16 protein-coding genes are annotated in these 19,285 nt (G+C 64.3%); 10 read left to right on the forward strand and 6 right to left on the reverse strand.

The window, feature by feature from the left end; translation table 11 throughout:
• Nucleotides 1-83: 83 nt before the first annotated feature.
• On the forward strand, nucleotides 84-1,637 hold the full coding sequence (locus PG883_RS04600) for a methyl-accepting chemotaxis protein (protein ID WP_041212609.1): 1,554 nt from the start codon (nucleotides 84-86) through the stop codon (nucleotides 1,635-1,637).
• Nucleotides 1,638-1,703: 66 nt separating this feature from the next.
• Nucleotides 1,704-2,054, forward strand: a complete 351-nt coding sequence (locus PG883_RS04605) for an MGMT family protein (RefSeq protein WP_039040524.1) — start codon at nucleotides 1,704-1,706, stop codon at nucleotides 2,052-2,054.
• Between the two features lie 82 nt (nucleotides 2,055-2,136).
• Here PG883_RS04605 and PG883_RS04610 read toward each other — a convergent pair whose 3' ends face one another.
• Entirely contained in the window at nucleotides 2,137-2,307 is a 171-nt protein-coding gene (locus tag PG883_RS04610; protein WP_164882955.1) for a hypothetical protein, read from the reverse strand.
• Between the two features lie 115 nt (nucleotides 2,308-2,422).
• Nucleotides 2,423-5,044, reverse strand: a complete 2,622-nt coding sequence (gene topA, locus PG883_RS04615; protein ID WP_010673895.1) for a type I DNA topoisomerase — start codon at nucleotides 5,042-5,044, stop codon at nucleotides 2,423-2,425.
• Between the two features lie 360 nt (nucleotides 5,045-5,404).
• Here topA and astB point away from each other — a divergent pair, with 360 nt between their 5' ends.
• On the forward strand, nucleotides 5,405-6,742 hold the full coding sequence (gene astB, locus PG883_RS04620; protein WP_270806992.1) for an N-succinylarginine dihydrolase: 1,338 nt from the start codon (nucleotides 5,405-5,407) through the stop codon (nucleotides 6,740-6,742).
• Nucleotides 6,743-6,972: 230 nt separating this feature from the next.
• Here astB and sohB read toward each other — a convergent pair whose 3' ends face one another.
• Nucleotides 6,973-7,980 carry a protease SohB gene (gene sohB, locus PG883_RS04625; RefSeq protein ID WP_042880316.1) on the reverse strand — a complete coding sequence of 336 codons (1,008 nt, stop codon included), beginning with the start codon at nucleotides 7,978-7,980 and terminating at the stop codon, nucleotides 6,973-6,975.
• Between the two features lie 224 nt (nucleotides 7,981-8,204).
• Between sohB and PG883_RS04630 the strand changes: the two genes are divergently transcribed.
• The gene (locus PG883_RS04630) at nucleotides 8,205-8,960 is read left to right on the forward strand and encodes a YciK family oxidoreductase (RefSeq protein WP_270806993.1); all 756 of its coding nucleotides are present in this window, start codon (nucleotides 8,205-8,207) and stop codon (nucleotides 8,958-8,960) included.
• A gap of 89 nt (nucleotides 8,961-9,049) precedes the next feature.
• Nucleotides 9,050-9,934 carry a LysR family transcriptional regulator gene (locus tag PG883_RS04635; RefSeq protein ID WP_042015608.1) on the forward strand — a complete coding sequence of 295 codons (885 nt, stop codon included), beginning with the start codon at nucleotides 9,050-9,052 and terminating at the stop codon, nucleotides 9,932-9,934.
• A 71-nt stretch (nucleotides 9,935-10,005) separates the two neighbouring features.
• On the opposite strand, the gene PG883_RS04640 is transcribed toward PG883_RS04635, so the two are convergent.
• Entirely contained in the window at nucleotides 10,006-11,178 is a 1,173-nt protein-coding gene (locus PG883_RS04640; protein WP_069652864.1) for an MFS transporter, read from the reverse strand.
• Between the two features lie 164 nt (nucleotides 11,179-11,342).
• Here PG883_RS04640 and PG883_RS04645 point away from each other — a divergent pair, with 164 nt between their 5' ends.
• Nucleotides 11,343-12,482: a MalY/PatB family protein gene (locus tag PG883_RS04645; RefSeq protein WP_010673889.1), complete on the forward strand. Its 1,140-nt coding sequence runs from the start codon at nucleotides 11,343-11,345 to the stop codon at nucleotides 12,480-12,482.
• A 148-nt stretch (nucleotides 12,483-12,630) separates the two neighbouring features.
• The gene (locus tag PG883_RS04650; protein WP_104452508.1) at nucleotides 12,631-13,986 is read left to right on the forward strand and encodes a TAXI family TRAP transporter solute-binding subunit; all 1,356 of its coding nucleotides are present in this window, start codon (nucleotides 12,631-12,633) and stop codon (nucleotides 13,984-13,986) included.
• 63 nt (nucleotides 13,987-14,049) lie between these two features.
• Here the strand turns inward: PG883_RS04650 and PG883_RS04655 are convergent, their stop codons facing one another.
• Nucleotides 14,050-14,952, reverse strand: coding sequence for a LysR family transcriptional regulator (locus PG883_RS04655; RefSeq protein ID WP_041212603.1), 903 nt, complete (start codon nucleotides 14,950-14,952; stop codon nucleotides 14,050-14,052).
• 190 nt (nucleotides 14,953-15,142) lie between these two features.
• On the opposite strand from PG883_RS04655, the gene PG883_RS04660 reads away from it, so the two are divergent.
• From PG883_RS04660 to PG883_RS04670, 3 genes are all read left to right on the forward strand, one after another.
• Nucleotides 15,143-16,399 (forward strand): adenylosuccinate synthetase, encoded by a 1,257-nt coding sequence (locus PG883_RS04660; protein ID WP_010673886.1) that lies wholly within the window; start codon nucleotides 15,143-15,145, stop codon nucleotides 16,397-16,399.
• Between the two features lie 177 nt (nucleotides 16,400-16,576).
• Nucleotides 16,577-17,110: a YbhB/YbcL family Raf kinase inhibitor-like protein gene (locus PG883_RS04665; RefSeq protein WP_104452507.1), complete on the forward strand. Its 534-nt coding sequence runs from the start codon at nucleotides 16,577-16,579 to the stop codon at nucleotides 17,108-17,110.
• Between the two features lie 11 nt (nucleotides 17,111-17,121).
• On the forward strand, nucleotides 17,122-17,925 hold the full coding sequence (locus PG883_RS04670) for a helix-turn-helix transcriptional regulator (RefSeq protein WP_270806994.1): 804 nt from the start codon (nucleotides 17,122-17,124) through the stop codon (nucleotides 17,923-17,925).
• 103 nt (nucleotides 17,926-18,028) lie between these two features.
• On the opposite strand, the gene tyrS is transcribed toward PG883_RS04670, so the two are convergent.
• The gene (gene tyrS / locus PG883_RS04675) at nucleotides 18,029-19,228 is read right to left on the reverse strand and encodes a tyrosine--tRNA ligase (RefSeq protein WP_045525179.1); all 1,200 of its coding nucleotides are present in this window, start codon (nucleotides 19,226-19,228) and stop codon (nucleotides 18,029-18,031) included.
• Between the last annotated feature and the right edge of the window lie 57 nt (nucleotides 19,229-19,285).

Raw genomic sequence — 19,285 nt, forward strand, 5'->3', positions numbered from 1 at the left:
CCCCCGATGAAACCAGACAGGGGATGCATCTCCCTGCGGTTCCGCCACAATAACAATCAGCAAACAGATCGGAGCTTACCCTTATGGCCCGCAAACACGCCCAGGTCGTGGACAGTGAAGTGGAATTTCCCGCCGACGTGCAACTCGTCTCCACCACGGATCTGCGCGGCGTCATTACCTACGCCAACCCCGCCTTCTGCCGCATCGCCGGTTACCAGGTCGATGAACTGGTCGGCCACAACCACAACCTGGTTCGCCACCCCGACATGCCCAAGGCCGCCTTCGCCGATCTCTGGGATCGCCTCAAGGAGGGCAACCCCTGGCGGGGAGTGGTGAAAAACCGCTGCAAGGATGGCCGCTATTACTGGGTCGACGCCTACGTCACCCCCATCTACGAGCACGGCAAGATAAGCGGCTACCAGTCGGTGCGCTGCAAGCCCGACCCCCAGCTCAAGCAGGCTGCCGCCCAGGCCTATCGGGCCCTGCTTTCGGCCGAGCAACGGGGCACCCCGGCCCGCCCCTCGCTGCGCCGTTTCAGGCCGCTGATGCTCGGCCTGCCGCTGCTGGCGCTGCTGGTCTGGGCCGCCCTCACCCAGGGCCCCCTCACCGCGCTGCTGATGCTGCTCCCCCCCCTCGCCATCGCGGGCGCCTACTGGCGCGAGCTCATCGCCCTGCCCCGCTATCTCAGGCAGCTCGGTCAGCAATATGACAGCCTGACCCGGCTGGTCTATTCGGGGGATGCCCCGGGGGCCATCGCCGATTTTCACCTGAAGATGCTGCAAGCCCGGATCCGCACCGTGCTGGGGCGGGTCGACGATGCCACCCATCCGCTTCAGGCCCTGGCAACCGATCTGCAGGACTCCTCACACCGCGCCTTCCTCGACATCAACGAGCAGGATGCCCAGACCCAGCAGATGGCGGCCGCCATGACCCAGATGGCCAGCACCGCACACGAGATTGCCCGCAACATCCAGGACACCAACGGCCAGGTGACCGAGGCTCGCAGCAGTTGCCAGAGCACGGTGGAACAGCTGGACCAGACCCAGCAGCAGATGACCAGGCTGGCCAGCCAGGCGGAGCAGGCCTTCCACTCCGCGGTGGAGCTCGCCAGCGAGTCGGAGCGCATTGGCAGCGTGATGGGTGAAATCCAGGGCATCGCCGAGCAGACCAACCTGCTGGCCCTCAACGCCGCCATCGAGGCCGCCCGTGCCGGCGAGCAGGGGCGCGGCTTTGCGGTGGTGGCGGACGAGGTGCGCACCCTGTCGACCCGTACCCACAAGGCGACCGAGCAGATCCAGGGCAGCATCAGCCAGATCCAGCACACCCTGGAGCGCTGGCAGGGCATGATGCAGGACAACCTGGCCCAGACCCGGGAATGCGTCGAGATGACCCGCCAGGGATCAGGCAACCTGCACCTGGTGCTGGGGGAAATCGATCAGGTGACCGAATTCTCCACCCAGATCGCCGCCGCCGCGGAGCAGCAGCAGGTGGTGGTGGAGGAGATCAGCCGCAACATCCACCAGATCTCCGAATACTCCCGCGCCAACAGCCAGAAGATCCAGGCGGTGGACGACTCCAGCCAGGAGCTGCTCAGGCGGGCCCGCGAGCTCAGGGGACTGAGCCAGACCTTCGGCTGACAGATTGCAAGCCCCATGACAGAAGCGCCACAATGGCGCTTCTGCTGTTTTTGACGAGCCATCATCATGAGAACAAACGCGCCCCCCCTGGACAAGACGGCCCGCATCGAGGCGATCCTCGCCCTGATCCCCCCCGGCCGCGTGGTGAGCTACGGCCAGGTGGCGGATCTCGCGGGCCTGCCCGGACGGGCACGACTGGTGGGAAAAGTCTTGCGGGAGACCGACAAGGTGCTGCCCTGGCACCGGGTGCTGGGGGCGGCAGGCACCATTTCGCTGCCAAAAGGATCCGCAGGCTTTGACAAGCAAGCGGGGCTGCTGCAGGAGGAGGGGGTGCCCGTGATTGGCGGGCGGGTCAGGATGCGGGAGTGGCAGTGGCAGCCCGACCTGGCCGAGCTGCTCTTTCTGGTTCCCTTCTGACGAGGCTGACACGTCCCGAAGGGATGGGCGTTCTTGCAACAAAGGGAGGGCCTCTGTGGTCGCCCTCCGTCACGTTCCTTCCCTAGTCGCCGGCAATGGGCCCCAGAATGTCATCGCTGCGCACCTGTACCGGGATGGTCTCATCCTCCCGTTGCAAGAGCACCAGCAGACTCTGTCTGTCCACCTCCAGCACATAGGCTGTCCCTTCACGGGTCAGGCAGGTCATGCCCGGCCGTATTTCATGTATCTCCATCACAACTCCCTGTCTTGCGCTGCCATCCATGCAGCCATTCCAGTATATCGCCATCCACCAACAAAGAAGCCCCTCGCAAGGGGCCTCTTTCATCATGCTGTGAGCGGCGTCGCCATCAGGCTTTCTTCGCCTTGGGCAGGCTCTCCTGCCATTTTCCGTTGTCGTAATGGGCTGTCCAGCCGGTCGCCTTGCCGTTGACCTCGGTCATCACGTACTGCTCCTTGGTCTTGCGGCTGAAGCGCACCACGGAGGCGTTTCCGTCAGGATCTGACGCCGGGGCGTCCGCCAGGTACTGGTGCTTGGGGGAGAGGCGATCGCGGAAGCGCTTGAGCTCCTCCACCAGGGGCGCACGGGTCTCGCGGGATTTGGGGAAGTTGCTGGCGGCCAAGAAGAGGCCGGCGGCGCCGTCCCGCAGCACGAAGTGGGCGTCGGACTGGGTACATTTCAGCTCGGGCAGGGGTACCGGATCCTCTTTCGGCGGCGCAATGTCGCCATTTTTCAGGATCTTGCGGGTGTTCTTGCAGCTCTCGTTGGTGCAACCCATGTATTTGCCGAAACGGCCGTTCTTGAGCTGCATCTCGGAGCCGCAGCGATCGCACTCGATGCTCGGCCCTTCGTAGCCCTTGAGCTTGAACTGCCCCTGTTCCACCTCGTAGCCATCGCAATCCGGGTTGCGACCGCAGACGTGCAACTTGCGGCTATCGTCGATGATGTAGGCGTCCATCGCGGTGCCGCAGATCCCGCAGCGATGCTTGGCACGCAGGGCATCGGTTTCCGCCTCGTCCCCGTCGGTGGCGGAGACGAACTCGTCCGCACTGACCAGGTTGATGGTCTTCTTGCAGCGCTCCTTGGGCGGCAGGGCATAGCCGGAGCAGCCGAGGAAGACGCCGGTGGTGGCGGTACGGATACCCATCTTGCGGCCACAATCCGGGCAGTCGATGTCGGTCAGCACCATCTGGTTGGCACGCATGCCCCCCTCTTCATGGGGCTTGTCGGCCTGCTCCAGCTCCTGGGTGAACTCGGCGTAGAAGGCGTCGAGCACCTTCTTCCACTCCAGGCTCCCCTCGGCGATGCCGTCGAGCTTGTCTTCCATCTTGGCGGTGAACTCGTAGTTCATCAGCTCGACGAAGTTTTCCACCAGGCGGTCGGTGACGATCTCCCCCATCTTCTCGGCGAAGAAGCGGCGGCTCTCGACCCGCACATACCCACGGTCGACGATGGTGGAGATGATGGAGGCGTAAGTGGACGGACGGCCGATGCCGCGCTTTTCCAGCTCGCGTACCAGGGCCGCTTCGGTGAAGCGGGCGGGCGGCTTGGTGAAGTGCTGGCGCGGATCCAGCTTGACCAGTTTCAGCACCTCGCCGACGGTCACCGCCGGCAGCTGGCTGTCTTCACCCTTGCGGCCCATGGGCGGCAGGGCCTTGGTCCAGCCGGCGAAGCGCAGGGTGCGACCGCGCGCCTTGAGCTCGAACTCCCCTGCCTTGACGGTCAGGGTGGAGGAGTCGTACTGGGCCGGGGTCATCTGGCAGGCGACAAACTGGCGCCAGATGAGGTCATAGAGCCGCATGGCATCGGGCTCCATCCCTTCCAGCATCTCGGCAGTCACCTGGACGCTGGAGGGGCGGATCGCCTCGTGGGCCTCCTGGGCATTGGCCTTGGCGCCGTAGAGGTTCGGCTCGCTCGGCAGGTAGGCGGCACCATACTGCTCGCCGATGTATTCCCGCACCGCGTCCACCGCCTCTTTGCTGAGGTTGGTGGAGTCGGTACGCATATAAGTGATGTAACCCGCTTCATAGAGACGCTGGGCCATCATCATGGTCTTCTTGACCCCGAAGCTCAGACGGGTAGAAGCCGCCTGCTGCAGGGTGGACGTGATAAAGGGAGCGGACGGCTTGGAGCCGGTCGGCTTGTCTTCCCGGTTCACCACCTTGTAGTCGACCCCTTCCAGGGCCGCCACGGCGGCGAAGGTCTCGGCCTGGGTCACCGGCTTGAAGTCGGCTCCGTTGCGGCTGACCACCTCCATGCGCAGCTCGCTCTTCTCGGCGGTCAGCAGGTCGGCGTTGAGATCCCAGAACTCCACCGGCACGAACGCCTTGATCTCGCGCTCCTTGTCGACGATGAGGCGCACCGCGACGGATTGCACCCGACCGGCGGAGAGGCCGCGGGCCAGCTTCTTCCACAAGAGCGGGGAGACCATGTAACCCACCACCCGGTCGAGGAAACGACGGGCCTGCTGGGCGTTGACGCGATGAATGTTCAACTCGGACGGCTGGGCGAACGCCTCCTGGATGGCGCTCTTGGTGATCTCGTTGAACACCACGCGCTTGTAGCGGCTGTCGTCGCCACCGATGATCTCGCGCAGGTGCCAGGCGATCGCTTCCCCCTCTCTATCCAAGTCGGTTGCGAGATAGATGGTGTCAGCCTTGGCGGCCAGACTTTGCAACTCGCTGACCACTTTTTCCTTGCCGGGCAAAATCTGGTAGTTGGCCTGCCAGCCTGCGGTCGGGTTGATGCCCATCCTTGAGAACAGGGCGTTGCGATCCTTGGCCGCCTTCTCGGATTCGCTGAGCTTGATGCCGCGAATGACAGGTTTTTTGGGCTCGGTGCTGGCGCTGCCGCTGGTCGGCAGATCGCGCACGTGGCCTACGCTGGATTTCACCACGTAGTCCTTGCCCAAATATTTGTTGATGGTCTTGGCCTTGGCCGGAGACTCCACGATGACCAGTGATTTGCCCATGCTGTAACTATTATCCTCATTGCACCCGACGGGGTTGGCGTGCGGTTTTGTGGGGCTGTATAAGAGATTTGACGGGAAAAAGCAATCTTGCGGGTCAATTTGCCCGACAGCCCGAACCGCCCTGCTTCTTTATTTATTAATGCGAAGCCGGGGCGCGGGAAGCAACCGCTTTTTTGTTTTTATGCTATATCCCCCCCTTTTTTAGATTGGAAATGACATATCCAGCCACCCTTGTGACATAAAAACCCATTCTGGTTATCAGCTTGTTACAAAGGATGAAATCTCTTTATAATGGCCGCACACCGCAGCTTTGTGCGCGGAAGGAACCGCTCCCCATATAAAAATCGAAAGGATGTGATCATGAAGCACTTCGAGGTCAACTTCGACGGCCTGGTCGGCCCCACCCACAACTATGCCGGCCTCTCCTATGGCAACGTCGCCTCCCAGAGCAACGCCAAAGAGGCCTCCAACCCCAAGGAAGCGGCCAAGCAGGGGCTGCGCAAGATGAAGGCGCTGACCGACCTCGGCATGGTGCAGGGCGTGCTGGCTCCTCAGGAGAGACCGGATCTCGCGACCCTGCGCCGCCTGGGCTTCACCGGCAACGACGCCAGCGTCCTGGCCCAGGCCGCCAGACAGGCCCCCGCCGTGCTGGCCGCCTGCTATTCGGCCTCCAGCATGTGGACCGCCAACGCCGCCACCGTCTCCCCGAGCGCCGACACCCAGGATGGCCGCATTCACTTCACCCCCGCCAACCTGACCAACAAGTTCCACCGCTCCCTGGAGCCCGAGGTGACCGGGCGCATCCTGCGGGCCGTGTTCAACAACGATCGCCACTTCTATCACCACCAACATCTGCCGGAGAACGACCACTTCGGTGACGAAGGCGCCGCCAACCACACCCGGCTGTGCCGCGCCTATGGCGAAGCGGGGGTCGAGCTGTTCGTCTATGGCCGCAGCGCCTTCGACGTCTCCCAGCCCGCGCCCAAACGCTATCCGGCCCGCCAGACCCTGGAGGCGAGCCAGGCCATCGCCCGCCTGCATGGCCTGGGGGATGAGAGTGCGGTCTTCATTCAACAGAACCCGGACGTGATCGATCAGGGGGTGTTCCACAACGATGTCATCGCGGTGGGCAACCAGAACGTGCTCTTCTTCCACCAGCAGGCGTTCCTCAATACCGAGGCTGCTCTGGCCGAGGTGCGTACCAAGTTCGGCGAGGGGGATCTGCACTTCATCGAAGTGCCGACCAGCGAAGTGTCGGTGCAGGATGCGGTGAAGTCCTACCTGTTCAACACCCAGATCCTCACCCTGCCATCCGGCGAGATGGCGATCATCGCCCCCACCGAATGCCGCGACAACCCGGCGGTGTCCGCCTATCTGGCCAGGCTGGTGACCCTGGGCACCCCCATCAAGGACGTCCACTACATGGACGTGAAGCAGAGCATGAGAAACGGCGGCGGCCCCGCCTGTCTGCGCCTGCGGGTTGCCATGAACGACACCGAGCTCGCCGCGGTCAACCCGGCCTGCCTCATCACCGACAACCAGTTTGCCCGCCTGGATCAGTGGGTCGAGAAGCACTATCGCGACAGCCTGGCGCTGGACGATCTGCGGGACCCCTCCCTGGTGCTGGAGACCCGCACCGCCCTGGACGAGCTGACCCAGATCCTGAAACTGGGTTCCGTCTACCCCTTCCAGCGCTGAGGTGCGCCATCGGCCTGCAGAGCCGACGCAATAAAAAAAGAGAGCCGGGCAATGCCCGGCTCTCTTTTTAGTCCTTTGCACTGAGCTATAAAACCTGTTCATGAGCTGTAGCGAGAGATCGTCAGCAAGGTGAAGAGCAGCGCAGGAACCGGAGTGTGTAGATACACATGAGGATTCCGAGCAGCACATGAGCCTTGATCACGACCTCGCAGTAAGCTCGAAACAGGTTCTCAGCGCCAGGGGCTCTGCTGCCACAGGCGGCCGAGGGCCCCCTCCAGCCCCAGTGCCGCCTGCTTGCCAAGCTTCTGGGTCAGGCTCCTTGGTTTGCTGTAGCGGATGCCGACCACCTTGTGATGGCTGGCCTGGGCCAGCAGGTAGTCATCGCTGGTGCAAAGCGCATCCACCAGACCGAGCTGCTTGGCCTGGCTCGCCAGCCAATGCTCGCCGGTGGTCACCTTGTCGATGTCGAGACCGGGTCTGTGCTCGGCCACGAAGGCCTTGAACTGCTCGTGGATGGCCCCCAGCTCCTCGCGAAACTTCTCCCGCCCCAGATCGTCGTTCTCGCCGAACATGGTGATGGTGCGCTTGTACTGGCCTGCGGTGTGCATCTCGAATTCGATGTCGTGCTTCTTGAGCAGCTTGTTGAAGTTCGGCATCTGGGCAATGACACCGATGGATCCGACGATGGCGAACGGCGCCGCCAGGATCTTGTCCGCGACGCAGGCCATCATGTAGCCACCGCTCGCCGCCACCTTGTCGATGGCCACGGTCAGCGTGATGTCCTTGTCCCGCAGCCGCTGCAACTGGGAGGCGGCCAGGCCGTAGCCGTGCACCACGCCGCCGCCGGATTCGAGGCGCAGCAGCACCTCGTCCCCGGGGCGGGCCACGCCTATCACGGCGCTCACCTCTTCCCGCAGGGAGGCCACCTCCTTGGCATCCATACTGCCGTTGAAGTCGATGACGAACAGCCGGCTGCGCTCATCCTCCCCCTTGGCTTTGGCCTTGTGCTCCGCCTTGCGGGTCTTCTCCATCTGCTTGCGCTCGGCCTTGCCCGCCAGGGCTGCCTGCAGTTGATGGCGCCCCTGCTCCAGCTCGCCGGAGAGATCGGTCACCACCAGCTCCCCCTTGCGGGATTTGGGCTGGCGGCTGCTCGCCACCATCAGGATGACGGCGCCGATGGCCAGCAGGAAGGTGAGGGTCTTGGCCAGAAACAGGCCGTATTCGGTCAAAAATGCCACTTGATGCTCCGCGCTATGTCCGGTTTTTTCACATAGTAAGGAGTTTGCCCCCCTCGCGCAAAAACTCTGCCATCTCCCGAGCCAAGGACGGAGGGATCGACGCTATCGCCCTGTTTTATTCACATTTTTGCCGTCTCATACTGGTCAACTGCCGGGCCGGGTCAGTACACTTGCCCACTCGATTCGTTGCGCCAAGCCGCCAGGCATTGTTAACAGGAGTCCACATGCTCGACTATCAGGCCCCCCGTGATCTGCTCAAGGACAAGGTCATTCTGGTGACGGGTGCCGGTGACGGCATCGGCCGCGAAGCGGCCCTCACCTATGCGGCCCACGGCGCCACCGTGATCCTGCTCGGGCGTACCAGTGCCAAGCTGGAGGCGGTCTACGACCAGATTGAAACGGCCGGTCACCCCCTGCCCGCCATCGTGCCGGTGGACTTGAAAGGGGCTACTGCCGCCCACTACCGCGGCATGGCGGAGACCTTCGCTCAGCAGTTCGGCCGCCTCGACGGCGTGCTGTTCAACGCCGGGCTGCTCGGCACCCTGTCGCCGTTCGAACACATTCAGGAGCAGGAGTGGGACGAGGTGATGCAGGTCAACGTCAAATCCGAATTCCTGCTGACCCAGGCGCTGCTGCCCCTCCTTCGCCAGACCGCCAAGGAGCACGGCGAGGCGTCCATCGTCTACACCTCCTCCAGCGTGGGCCGCAAGGGGCGCGCCTACTGGGGCACCTATGCCATTTCCAAGTTCGCCGTCGAAGGCATGATGGAGGTGCTGGCGGACGAGCTGGAGAACACCAGGGTGCGGGTCAACACCCTGAACCCGGGCGGCACCCGCACCAGGATGCGGGCCAGCGCCTTCCCGGCGGAAGATCCGCAAACCCTCAAGACCCCGGCCGATCTGATGCCCCTCTATCTCTACCTGATGGGGCGTGACAGTCAGGGCCAGAGCGGCAAGACCTTCGTGGCCCAGCCCAAATAAATCAACAAATCAACCGGATGGGATTACAGTGAAGAGGGGGTGCCAAGGCGCGCCCTGTTGAATCCCATCGGCCCCAGACAGGTTGCACTATGTTTCGTCCCAAGAGCACGTTTGAGCAATGGCGGATCTTTCAGGCGGTGGTGGACTGCGGCGGTTATGCCCAGGCTGCCGAGGCGCTGAACAAGAGCCAATCCTCCCTCAATCATGCGGTTGCCAAGCTGCAACAGAGTCTGGGGGTGGCCCTGCTGGAGGTGCGGGGGCGCAAGGCGGTGCTGACGCCGGCGGGGGAGATCTTCCTCAAGCGGGCGCGCCAGCTCAGCCAGCAGGTGGAAGAGCTGGAGAACCTGGCCAACAACCTGGAGCGGCAGTGGGAGCCGCAGATCAACCTCTATGTGTCCGTGGTCCAGCCGCGGGAGCGCCTCTACCGGGCGCTGGCCCACTTCTATCCCCGCAGCCGCGGTTGCCGCATCAACCTGCACGAGCGGATCCACTGCCACTTCAATGCGCTGCAGGCGGGAGATCTGATGCTCTCCGAGCACCTGCCCCAGGATCGCACCGGCCTGCCGCTGGACGAAGTCTGTCTGCTTCCTCTGTGCGCAGCGGGCCACCCCCTTGCGGAGCAGGGAGAGCCCATCACCGCCGAGGTGCTGGCCAGCCACAACCAGATAAGCCTGCATCCCCCCATCCACCGCTCGGTGGACTGGAACGATGCGGACGACACCGGCTGGAAGGCGACCCACTATCATGAGGTGCTCAACATGGTGCGCCTTGGCATGGGTTACGCCTGGGTGCCCCGCCACCTGGTGCAGGAGGAGCTCGCCGAGGGCTCGCTGGTGCAGCTCGATCTCACCGGCGGCAACGAACGCTATCTCTACACCTACCTGCTCACCCCCTCGGTGGAGGCGCTGGGGCCGGCGGCCGAGCTGTTGCTGCGCTGCCTGCGCATCGAATACCAGGGAGACAACCCCAGGTAAGGCCGATTCTTCCCCGCACGACCGGGGCACTGGTGCCGGCACAGCCGGGCATCGGCTCCCTTTTGCATCCCCTATACGTTGGGGACCCGCCAGCAGGCGGCCAGCGCCATCAGCGCCAGGGCCGCCGCCACCATGAAGACCCCGTGGAAGCTCCAGAGCTCCGCCACCGTCCCCGCGATGGCCCCCGCCATGATGGAACCGGTGCGGATGCTGTTGGAAAAGAGCGTGGTCGCCACCCCGGCGCGCCCCGGCATCAAGTCCTGGAAATAGGACATGCCGATGCCGGCCACGATGCCGATGAAGATGGCATTGAGCAGTTGCAGCGCAATGAGGGCATGTTGGCTCGACAGGGTCACGAGACCGCCATAGAAACCGACCCCGGCCAGCACCGCCAGCAGCATCATGGGCCGCTTGCCAAAGCGCCGGGTGTAGTAGCCCGCCAGCAGCATGAAGGGGATCTCCAGGGCCGCCGCCGTGCCCATCAGCAAACCGGCCAGTTTTTCCTCCAGCCCCAGCTCGCGGGTGATGTAGAGGGGCATGTTGATGAGGTACATGCTGTTGCAGGTCCACATCAGGGTGGAGGCGATGAAGAGCGCCCGCACCGACGGATCCCGCCAGCTGCTCACCCGCTCCACCTCGCTGTCCATCACCGGCAGCGGCAGGGAGGGAAGCCAGCGCCACACCACGAAGGCGCAGATGACATAGGCCAGCGCCGAGGCCAGATACATCACCTTGAAGCCGTAGCCGATGGCGAGCGCGAAGGCGATGGGCGGCCCTATCACCCAGGCCAGGGAGAACTGGGCCCGCAGCACCGAGCTAAACATGTCGGCCTGTTTGTTGCGGCTGTCGGCGTATTCCCGCGCCAGGGCGAACAGCTGCGGGCTGGCGGTGGCGGTCAGGCTCGCCAGCAGCACCCCCAGGCTCACCAGCAACCAGTACTGCCGGTTCCAGGCAAACAGCAGGGAGAGCACGATGCCGGCAAAGCAGCAGCGCAGGATCAGCTGCTTGCGATCCCCCTTGTTGTCGGAGCGGTGGCCGAGCCACTGGCTGATGAGGATGCCGATCACCGCGTTCACCGTGTAGAAGAGCCCCACCAGGAAGGGGCGCACCTGCACCTCCTCGGCCAGAAACAGGCTCAAGGTCGGCACCTGCAGCGCCACCGCCACCCCGGTCATGAAGGTCACGGCGAGAAACGAGAGAGAGACGGGATCCGGCCTCTTGCGGGCAACAGACAGCAAACTCATAGAGATACCATTGATATGGAAGAAAAAAAGGAGCCAGATGCGGGCGGGCTTGGCGTATGGCGGCGGCTATTTTATGTCATTATCAACAGCCACCTCAAGGGTTGCGGGGGGGCGTCCAAGTCCGTACATTGGAAGCCCATCCAGCGCCAGTACAAGGATTTAACATGTTTGATTTTGACCGGGAAATAGATCGCAGCGGTACCATGAGCCTGAAATGGGACAAATACAAGGGTCAGGATGTCCTGCCCATGTGGGTCGCAGACACCGACTTCGTCTCTCCCCCCGCCGTACTGGAGGCCCTTACCAAACGGGTCGCCCACGGCATCTTCGGCTATTCGCGCCCCTCTCCCCGGCTCATCGAACTGATCGTATCGCGTCTGGCCAGCCGCTATGGCTGGACCATCCAGCCCGAATGGCTCGTCTTCCTGCCCGGGGTGGTGCCGGGCCTCAATCTCGCCTGCAAGGCCTGGAGCCAGCACGGGCGCGGCATCATCACCCCCAAGCCGGTCTACTACCCCTTCCTGCAGGCACCGGGCTTCAATGACCGCCCCCTGCTCACCGTCCCCGTGGTGGAGGAAGAAGGCCGCTGGGTGCTGGATCTCGAAGAGCTTGAGCGTCAGGCCCCCTCGGCGGATCTGCTGCTGCTGTGCAACCCCCACAACCCGGGTGGCACCGTCTTCACCCGGGAAGAGCTGCTGGCCATCGACGCCATCGCCGAGCGCCACAACCTGGTGATCTGCTCCGACGAAATCCACTGCGACCTGCTGCTGGACAAAGATGCCCGCCACATCCCCTATGGTGCCCTGAGCCCGGAGGCGGCCGAACGCTCCGCCGTCATGATGGCGCCGAGCAAGACCTTCAACATCGCGGGGCTGTGCTGCTCCTTCGCCGTGATCCCCAATGCCCGCCTGCGACTCAAGCTGCAACAGGCGATGCGCGGCATCAGCGCCGACGTCAATCTGCTGGGGTTCGTGGCGGCCGAGGCGGCCTATGAGGGGGGCGAGCAGTGGCTGAATGAACAGCTCGACTACCTGGCCGGCAACCTGGCCCTGATCGAGCAGGCCGTGGCCCGCTGGCCCGGCGTCAAGCTGGCCCGCAACCAGGCCACCTACCTCGCCTGGATCGACATGAGCGCCCTGGGCCTGGACGATCCCGTCGCCTTCTTCGAACAGGCGGGCGTGGGTCTCTCCCCCGGTGCCCAGTTCGGCAACGGCCAGTTCGTGCGGCTCAACTTTGGCTGCACCCGGGCCCGTCTCACCGAGGCCCTGGCCCGCATGGAGAAAGCCATTCTCCAGACCCGCTAGCGAACCGTCCCGGGCGGCGGCCCCAGGCCGCCCGGTGTGCGCAAAAGCGGTAAAATCCGTTCAGCTTCCCGTCTGATACGGATAAGATGAGGCTCATCACCGGATGAGCCCGCCTCCTCCTTATGTTCAGCCACGGTTTCGGTCCACTATGCGCCCATTCGCCTTCTCTGCCCTGTTGCGTCTGCCACGTACCGCCCTGCCCTGGCTTGCGGCCGTGCTGGCGCCCTCCCTCTTCGCCTCCCCCGCCTATGTCACCATCGGTACGGGAGCCCTCAACGGCGTCTACTACCCCACAGGGGGGGCCATCTGCCGCCTGCTCAACGAGGAGAGTGCCCGCCACGGCCTGCACTGCACGGTGCAGAGTACCTCGGGCTCCATCGCCAATCTGGCGGCGCTCGCCAAGGGAGAGGTACAGCTCGCCCTGATGCAGTCGGATGTGCTCTACCATGCGGTGCACGGCAGCGGCCCCTTCGCGGGCCAGGCCCCGGACGATCAGCTGCGCAGCCTCTTGCGGCTCCACAAGGAGTCCCTGACCCTGATTGCCAGCGCCACCAGCAACATCACCACCCTGGCCGACATCAAGGGCAAGCGGGTCGATGTCGGCGCCCCCAACTCCGGGGACAGGGTCACCAGCCGGGCCCTGCTCGATGCCATGGGGTGGCGGATCGCCGACTTCAGCCGCCCGCCCGTGATCTCCGCGGGCAACCGGCTGGAGGGGCTCTGTGACGGCACCCTGGATGCCGCCTTCGTGGTCGCCGGTCACCCCAATCAGGCCATCGGCGATCTCACCGGCCGCTGTCAGGCCCGCCTCATTCCCATCGAGGGGGAACAGGTGGACAAGCTGCTCAAGCAGCACCCCTACTATGATCGCAGCCGCATTGGCGCCAACCTCTATCCGGGGCAGACAAGCGGCGTCAATACCTTCGCCGTCACCGCCGAACTGGTGGCGCTGGCCAGTCTGCCCGAGAGCGAGGTGCACACCCTGCGGGACGTGCTGAACGAGCGGCTCAAGCAGTTCACCCGGCTGCATCCGGCACTGACCACCCTCACCTGGGAAGGCATGCAGGCGGGTAGCATCGCCCTGCTCCATCCCGGCATGCTGGATGCCGTGCCCACCCTCCCGGCGGACACCCTCACGGCATCCGGTGCCGGGGCGACATCGGGTGCCTTGCCGACCTTGTCCCCGGCGAGCAGCGCGGCCACACCGACCGATGGGACAGGCCCCCTGGAAGGCACCGCGCCACTGGAGGGGTCCGACACCTTGCCGGAGCAGCCGGCCGCCGCGACCCTCTCAACCAGTTCGGGGGCGGCCTCCACCAACCAGGCCCCGGCACTGACCGAGCCGCCCACACCGGGCAGCGCAACCCTGGCACCAGGCCATCCCCTGACCCCGCCTGAGGCGCCCGCCTCGTCGGCAACGCCGCTGGAGGCGCCATCACCGGAGGCCATGCCGGCCAGCCCGCCCAGCCACGCGGTGGAGACCACAGCCCCCGCCGGGCAATGAACACCAACCAAGAGGCCACCCCAGGGGTGGCCTCTTGGTTATCGGGAACGGGCGCCTGGCCTGTCACGGCGCCAGCAGCAGCGCCGGATTCTGGATCTCCTCCTCCACCCAGTGCAGCAGCTGCTTGATGGCCCGGGACAGCACCTGGTTCTGGCGCACCACGTACCCCAGGCTGGTACCGGGAAAATCGGTGAGCCGGGTCACCGGGGCGGTCAGCTTGAGCCTGGGGTGAAGGGAGAAATCCGGCACGATGGCGACGCCAAAGCCCGCCTCGGCCCAGTCGAGCTGGGCATCCACGCTCCCCACCTCCATGATGCGGCAGCTCGGCAGGCCGAGCAGGGGCAGGGAGGGGTCGATCAATGCCCGGGTCCGGGTGTCGTGCCCCAGCAGGATCAGGGTCGGCTCGTCCAGAGGATCGCTCTCCCCCGAGCTGGCCCGCGCCTGCCAGCGGGCCAGGCCGTGCCCCAGGGCACACCAGGTCACCTGCTGCAACTCGGTGTAGAAGAGCGGCTCGCTGCGCTTTTGTGCCATCACGAAGCCCAGATCCGCCTTGCCCGCCCGCACCAGATCCGCCGCCTGATCCGAGGTGGTGTTGAACAGGGTGAGGTCGATGCCGGGGAAGGCCTGCTTGAAGCGCTGGAACGGCTGGATGAGCAGCAGGCGCGAGATGATGTCGCTGGCGGCGATGGCGAGCGTCCCCTGGCTCAACTGGCTCAGGGCATTGAGATCGGACTGGCAGAGCTGCAACTCGTTGATGGCGCGCTCGGCGCTTTGCAGCAGCCGCTCCCCCGCCTGGGTCAGGCGAAACGGGCTGCGCTCCACCAGCTTGACCCGGGTCGCCTGCTCCAGGTTCTTGAGGTGCAGGCTCACATTGGGTTGCGTCATGTGCAGTTCGGTGGCCGTCTGGCCGAAGTGCTGCAACCGGGCCAGGGTGACGAAGGTGTGCAGCCAGTGAATGTCCAGCATGGGGTTCCTCTTCTCCCGGGTCGGTGGCAGGGCCAGCGCCGCCAGGGCACGGTCACCACAAAAGGGAGCGCGGTGTCGATAATTGCACCGGAATTATATGGCTTCCTTATCGGAATTATAAAGATAATTAATTTTTCTAATCCTCACGGGGCTCCTAGGATGGACGCCTAACGTCTTAGGAGAAAGAGTCATGTCGTCTATCGTAGTCGTAGGTGCTAACTGGGGTGATGAAGGCAAAGGCCGCATCGTCGATTATCTGGCAGGCCAGGCTGGCGCCAGTATTCGTTTCCAGGGCGGCAACAACGCCGGCCACACCGTGGTCAACGATCTGGGCACCTTCAAGCTGCACCAGGTGCCGAGCGGCGTCTTCAACCCGGATTGCCTGGTCGTGCTGGGCCCCGGCATGGTGATCAGCCCCGAGAAGCTCACCGTCGAGCTGGAAGAGGTCAAGGCCTCCGGCGTCATTCCCAAGCTCGCCATCTCTGACCGTGCCACCCTCTGCCTGCCGCTGCATGCGCTGGAAGACACCCTGGAAGAGCAACGCCTGGGTGACGGCGCCTACGGCTCCACCCGTCAGGGCATCGCCCCGGCTTACGGTGATCGGGTCATGAAAAAGGCGATCCTGGTGGGCTGGCTGAAACAGCCGGACGTGCTGGTCGAGCGCATCCAGTTCATGCTGGACTGGAAACTGCCGCAGATGAAGGCTCTCTATCCGGACTTCGAATTCACCCAGACCGCCCAGGAGATGGCCGACTGGCTGCTGGAAGTGTCCGCTCCCTGGCTGGACGCCGTCTGCAACGTCAGCATGCCCCTCAAGGCACTGCAAGCCGAAGGCAAGACCCTGCTGTTCGAAGCCCAGCTGGGTGCCGGCCGTGATCTCATCTACGGCGAATACCCCTGGGTCACCTCCTCCCACGTTTCCGGCGCCTACGCCGGCATCGGTGGCGGTCTGCCGGGCCTGCGCCCGGAGCGCGTCATCGCCGTGGCCAAGGCCTTCAGCTCCTCCGTCGGTACCGGCACCCTGCTGACCGCCATGGAAAACCAGGACGAGTTCCGCAAGATCACCAACGAGTTCGGCGCCACCACCGGCCGTCCCCGTGACGTGGGTTACTTCGATGCCGTCGCCACCAAGAACGGCGTCGAGCTGCAGGCTGCCACCGAAGTGGCCCTGACCAAGCTGGACTGCCTGACCGGTCTGCCGGATCTGAAGATCTGCGTGGCCTACGAAGGTGCCCACACCGAGAACCCGATCTGGCCGCAGACCGCCGCCCTCACCCCCGTCTACGAGAAGATGGAGAGCTGGAGCGAAGACATCAGCGGCTGCCGCACCTTCGCCGAGCTGCCCAAGGCTGCCCAGGACTATGTGCTGCGCATCGAAGCCCTGCTGGGCGTGCCGGTGCCCATGGTCTCCGTCGGCCCGGGCCGTGACGAGATGATCCTGCGCTAAGGCCCCTCGCCTCTCCCAAAAACCGGCATCCCAGGATGCCGGTTTTTTTATGCCCCTCAAAAGCCCCGAACAGCTCACAAAAGCCACCTCTATGGCATAATTTGAGCCATACGGGCACTCTGTTTTGAGCCAGCCCCCTTAGAGTGAATGCCATATTCACACAAAGGAGTGCCCATCATGAGATCCCCCATTATCCCGCTGCTGCCCCTGTTCTGCCTCGCGGCCCTGCCCGCCAGCGCCATGACCCTCAAGAGTACCGACATCCGCGAGGGTGAACCCATGGACAAGGTCTTCAGCTTCAACGGCTTTGGTTGCAGCGGCGAGAACCGCTCCCCCCAGTTGAGCTGGCAGAGCCTGCCCGCCGGCACCCAGAGCGTCGCCATCACCGCCTATGACCCGGACGCCCCCACCGGCAGCGGCTGGTGGCACTGGCTGGTGGTGAACCTGCCGGCCAGCCAGAGCGAGCTGCCGAGCAATGCCTCCGGCAAGCTCAAGCAGGGGCTGGAGCTTGGCACCGACTACGGTACCCAGGGTTATGGCGGCCCCTGCCCGCCCGCCGGTCACGGCATGCACCGCTACCAGTTCACCGTCTGGGCCCTGCCCAAGGCACTGGAGGTGAAGGCCAACACCCCGCCCGCCATGGTAGGCTACATGCTCAACAGCCTGGCCCTTGGCAAGGCCACCCTGACCGCCACCTTCACCACCCCCTAGGAGCCCGCCCGATGAGCACGCCCCTGCTGCAACTGAATCACTACTTCGGGATCCGCCAGCAGCCCCTGCGCCGGGTGCTCATCTACGCGCCGACCCTCATCTGGGTGCAGCAGGGCCGCAAGCAGCTGTGGTGGCGGGAGCAGCGCCTCTCCTTTGACAAGGAGAGCTGGCTGCTGATCCCGGCGGGTCACCGGCTCACCTTCGTCAACCAGCCGGAGCAGGGCACGTTTCGCTCCCAGGCGCTCACCCTGCTGGCCCCGCCACCAGCCGAGTGGCTGGCAGAGAGCCCCCTCGATCTCCTCAAGCCACCGGCCATCAGGGTGACGCCGGCCCTCGCCTTCTGCTTCGATCTCGTCACCACCATGGCGCAGCGGCAGCTCTGCGAGACGGCCCAGACCCAGCTGCTGCAAGGGTTTTATGGCGAGCTCAGGGAAGCGGGGGGCCTTGGCCTGCTCTTTCCTGCCACCACCATGACCCTGGGGGAGCGGCTGGCCCGTTACCTCAGCGTGGAGCCTGGTCTTGATCACCGGCTGGAGACGGTAGCGACCCACTTCGCCATGAGCCGCGCCTCCCTGGTCCGCAAACTGGCCGCCGAAGGGCGCAGCTTTCGCCAGGTGCTGACCCAGGTACGCCTGGGGCACGCCCTCACCCTGCTGCAACAGGGGCTCACTCCGCTTCAGACCGCCCTCGCCTGTGGCTACGACTCCCCCGGCCGCTTTGCCGCGCGCTTCAAGGAGGAGTTCGGCCTGACCCCCCACCAATACCTGCGTACCTGCCCCGGGAGCCATGCCGCTCGCCAGGTAGGAGAACGCTGATCGCCCCTCTCCTTTGCATGGCATCGAACGCCATGCTGCACCCAAAAAACAAAAAGGCCTCCGCAAGGGAGGCCTTTCTTATGGCAGCGCCAGAGGTGGCGACTTACTTCACGGTCACCCGGGCAAACTTGCGCTTGCCAACCTGGTAGACGGCGGTACCGGCACCGATGAGGGCCTTGCCATCGTCCAGCTTCTCGCCATCCACCTTGACCGCGCCCTGCTTGATCATGCGCAGCGCTTCGGAGGTGGTGGCCACCAGATCGGCGTCTTTGAGCAGGTTGGCGATGGCCAGCCCTTCCCCTTCCAGTGCCAGCTCGACTTCCGGCATGTCGTCCGGAATGGCGTTCTTGGAGAAACGCTGGGTGAAATCTTCGTGGGCCGCTTCGGCCGCCGCCTCGTCGTGATAACGGGCGATGATCTCTTTGGCCAGCCAGATCTTCACGTCGCGCGGGTTGAGGGTGCCGGCAGCAATGCCTGCCTTGAACTCTTCGATTTCAGCCAGCGGACGGAAGGAGAGCAGTTCGTAGTAGTTCCACATCAGATCGTCGGTGATGGACATGATCTTGCCGAACATCTCCCCCGGGGCATCGTGCACGCCGATGTAGTTGGCAGCGGACTTGGACATCTTCTTGACGCCATCGAGGCCTACCAGCAGCGGCATCATCAGCACGCACTGGGTCGCCATGCCCGCATCTTTTTGCAGCTCGCGACCCATCAGCAGGTTGAACTTCTGATCGGTACCGCCGAGCTCGACGTCCGCCTTCAGCGCGACCGAGTCATAGCCTTGCAGCAGCGGATAGAGGAATTCGTGAATGGCGATGGACTGGCCGCCCGAGTAGCGCTTCTTGAAGTCGTCACGCTCCATCATGCGGGCCACTGTCTGCTTGGCCGCCAGCTTGATCATGCCGGTCGCGCCCAGCTCGCTCAGCCAGGTGGAGTTGTACTCGATGCGGGTCTTGGCCGGGTCGAGGATCTTGAACGCCTGCTCGGCATAGGTGAGGGCGTTGTGCTTGATGGCCTCTTCGGAGAGCGGCGGACGGGTGGCGTTCTTGCCGGAGGGGTCACCCACCATGGCGGTGAAGTCACCGATCAGCAGGATCACTTCATGGCCCAGATCCTGGAAGGTCTTCAGCTTGTTGAGGATCACGGTATGACCCAGGTGGATGTCCGGCGCGGTCGGGTCCATCCCCAGCTTGATGCGCAGGGGGCGCCCTTCCTTCAACTTGGCGATCAGTTCTTCTTCAACCAGAATTTCTTCCGCTCCGCGCTTGATCTCGGCTAGCGCCACCTCGAGCTGGGACATTTTTTGACTCTCCAATCACGATTCCACAGGGCCAGACATATTACTGGAATGGCGGGC

The organism is Aeromonas sp. QDB25 (genome assembly GCF_027707725.1).
GTDB lineage: Bacteria > Pseudomonadota > Gammaproteobacteria > Enterobacterales > Aeromonadaceae > Aeromonas > Aeromonas caviae.

Coding starts and splice junctions, on each gene's coding strand:
- PG883_RS04600 (WP_041212609.1), top strand. CDS start 84: ATGGCCCGCAAACACGCCCAGGTCGTGGACAGTGAAGTGGAATTTCCC.
- PG883_RS04605 (WP_039040524.1), top strand. CDS start 1,704: ATGAGAACAAACGCGCCCCCCCTGGACAAGACGGCCCGCATCGAGGCG.
- PG883_RS04610 (WP_164882955.1), bottom strand. CDS start 2,307: ATGGAGATACATGAAATACGGCCGGGCATGACCTGCCTGACCCGTGAA.
- topA (WP_010673895.1), bottom strand. CDS start 5,044: ATGGGCAAATCACTGGTCATCGTGGAGTCTCCGGCCAAGGCCAAGACC.
- astB (WP_270806992.1), top strand. CDS start 5,405: ATGAAGCACTTCGAGGTCAACTTCGACGGCCTGGTCGGCCCCACCCAC.
- PG883_RS04630 (WP_270806993.1), top strand. CDS start 8,205: ATGCTCGACTATCAGGCCCCCCGTGATCTGCTCAAGGACAAGGTCATT.
- PG883_RS04635 (WP_042015608.1), top strand. CDS start 9,050: ATGTTTCGTCCCAAGAGCACGTTTGAGCAATGGCGGATCTTTCAGGCG.
- PG883_RS04640 (WP_069652864.1), bottom strand. CDS start 11,178: ATGAGTTTGCTGTCTGTTGCCCGCAAGAGGCCGGATCCCGTCTCTCTC.
- PG883_RS04645 (WP_010673889.1), top strand. CDS start 11,343: ATGTTTGATTTTGACCGGGAAATAGATCGCAGCGGTACCATGAGCCTG.
- PG883_RS04650 (WP_104452508.1), top strand. CDS start 12,631: ATGCGCCCATTCGCCTTCTCTGCCCTGTTGCGTCTGCCACGTACCGCC.
- PG883_RS04655 (WP_041212603.1), bottom strand. CDS start 14,952: ATGCTGGACATTCACTGGCTGCACACCTTCGTCACCCTGGCCCGGTTG.
- PG883_RS04660 (WP_010673886.1), top strand. CDS start 15,143: ATGTCGTCTATCGTAGTCGTAGGTGCTAACTGGGGTGATGAAGGCAAA.
- PG883_RS04665 (WP_104452507.1), top strand. CDS start 16,577: ATGAGATCCCCCATTATCCCGCTGCTGCCCCTGTTCTGCCTCGCGGCC.
- PG883_RS04670 (WP_270806994.1), top strand. CDS start 17,122: ATGAGCACGCCCCTGCTGCAACTGAATCACTACTTCGGGATCCGCCAG.
- tyrS (WP_045525179.1), bottom strand. CDS start 19,228: ATGTCCCAGCTCGAGGTGGCGCTAGCCGAGATCAAGCGCGGAGCGGAA.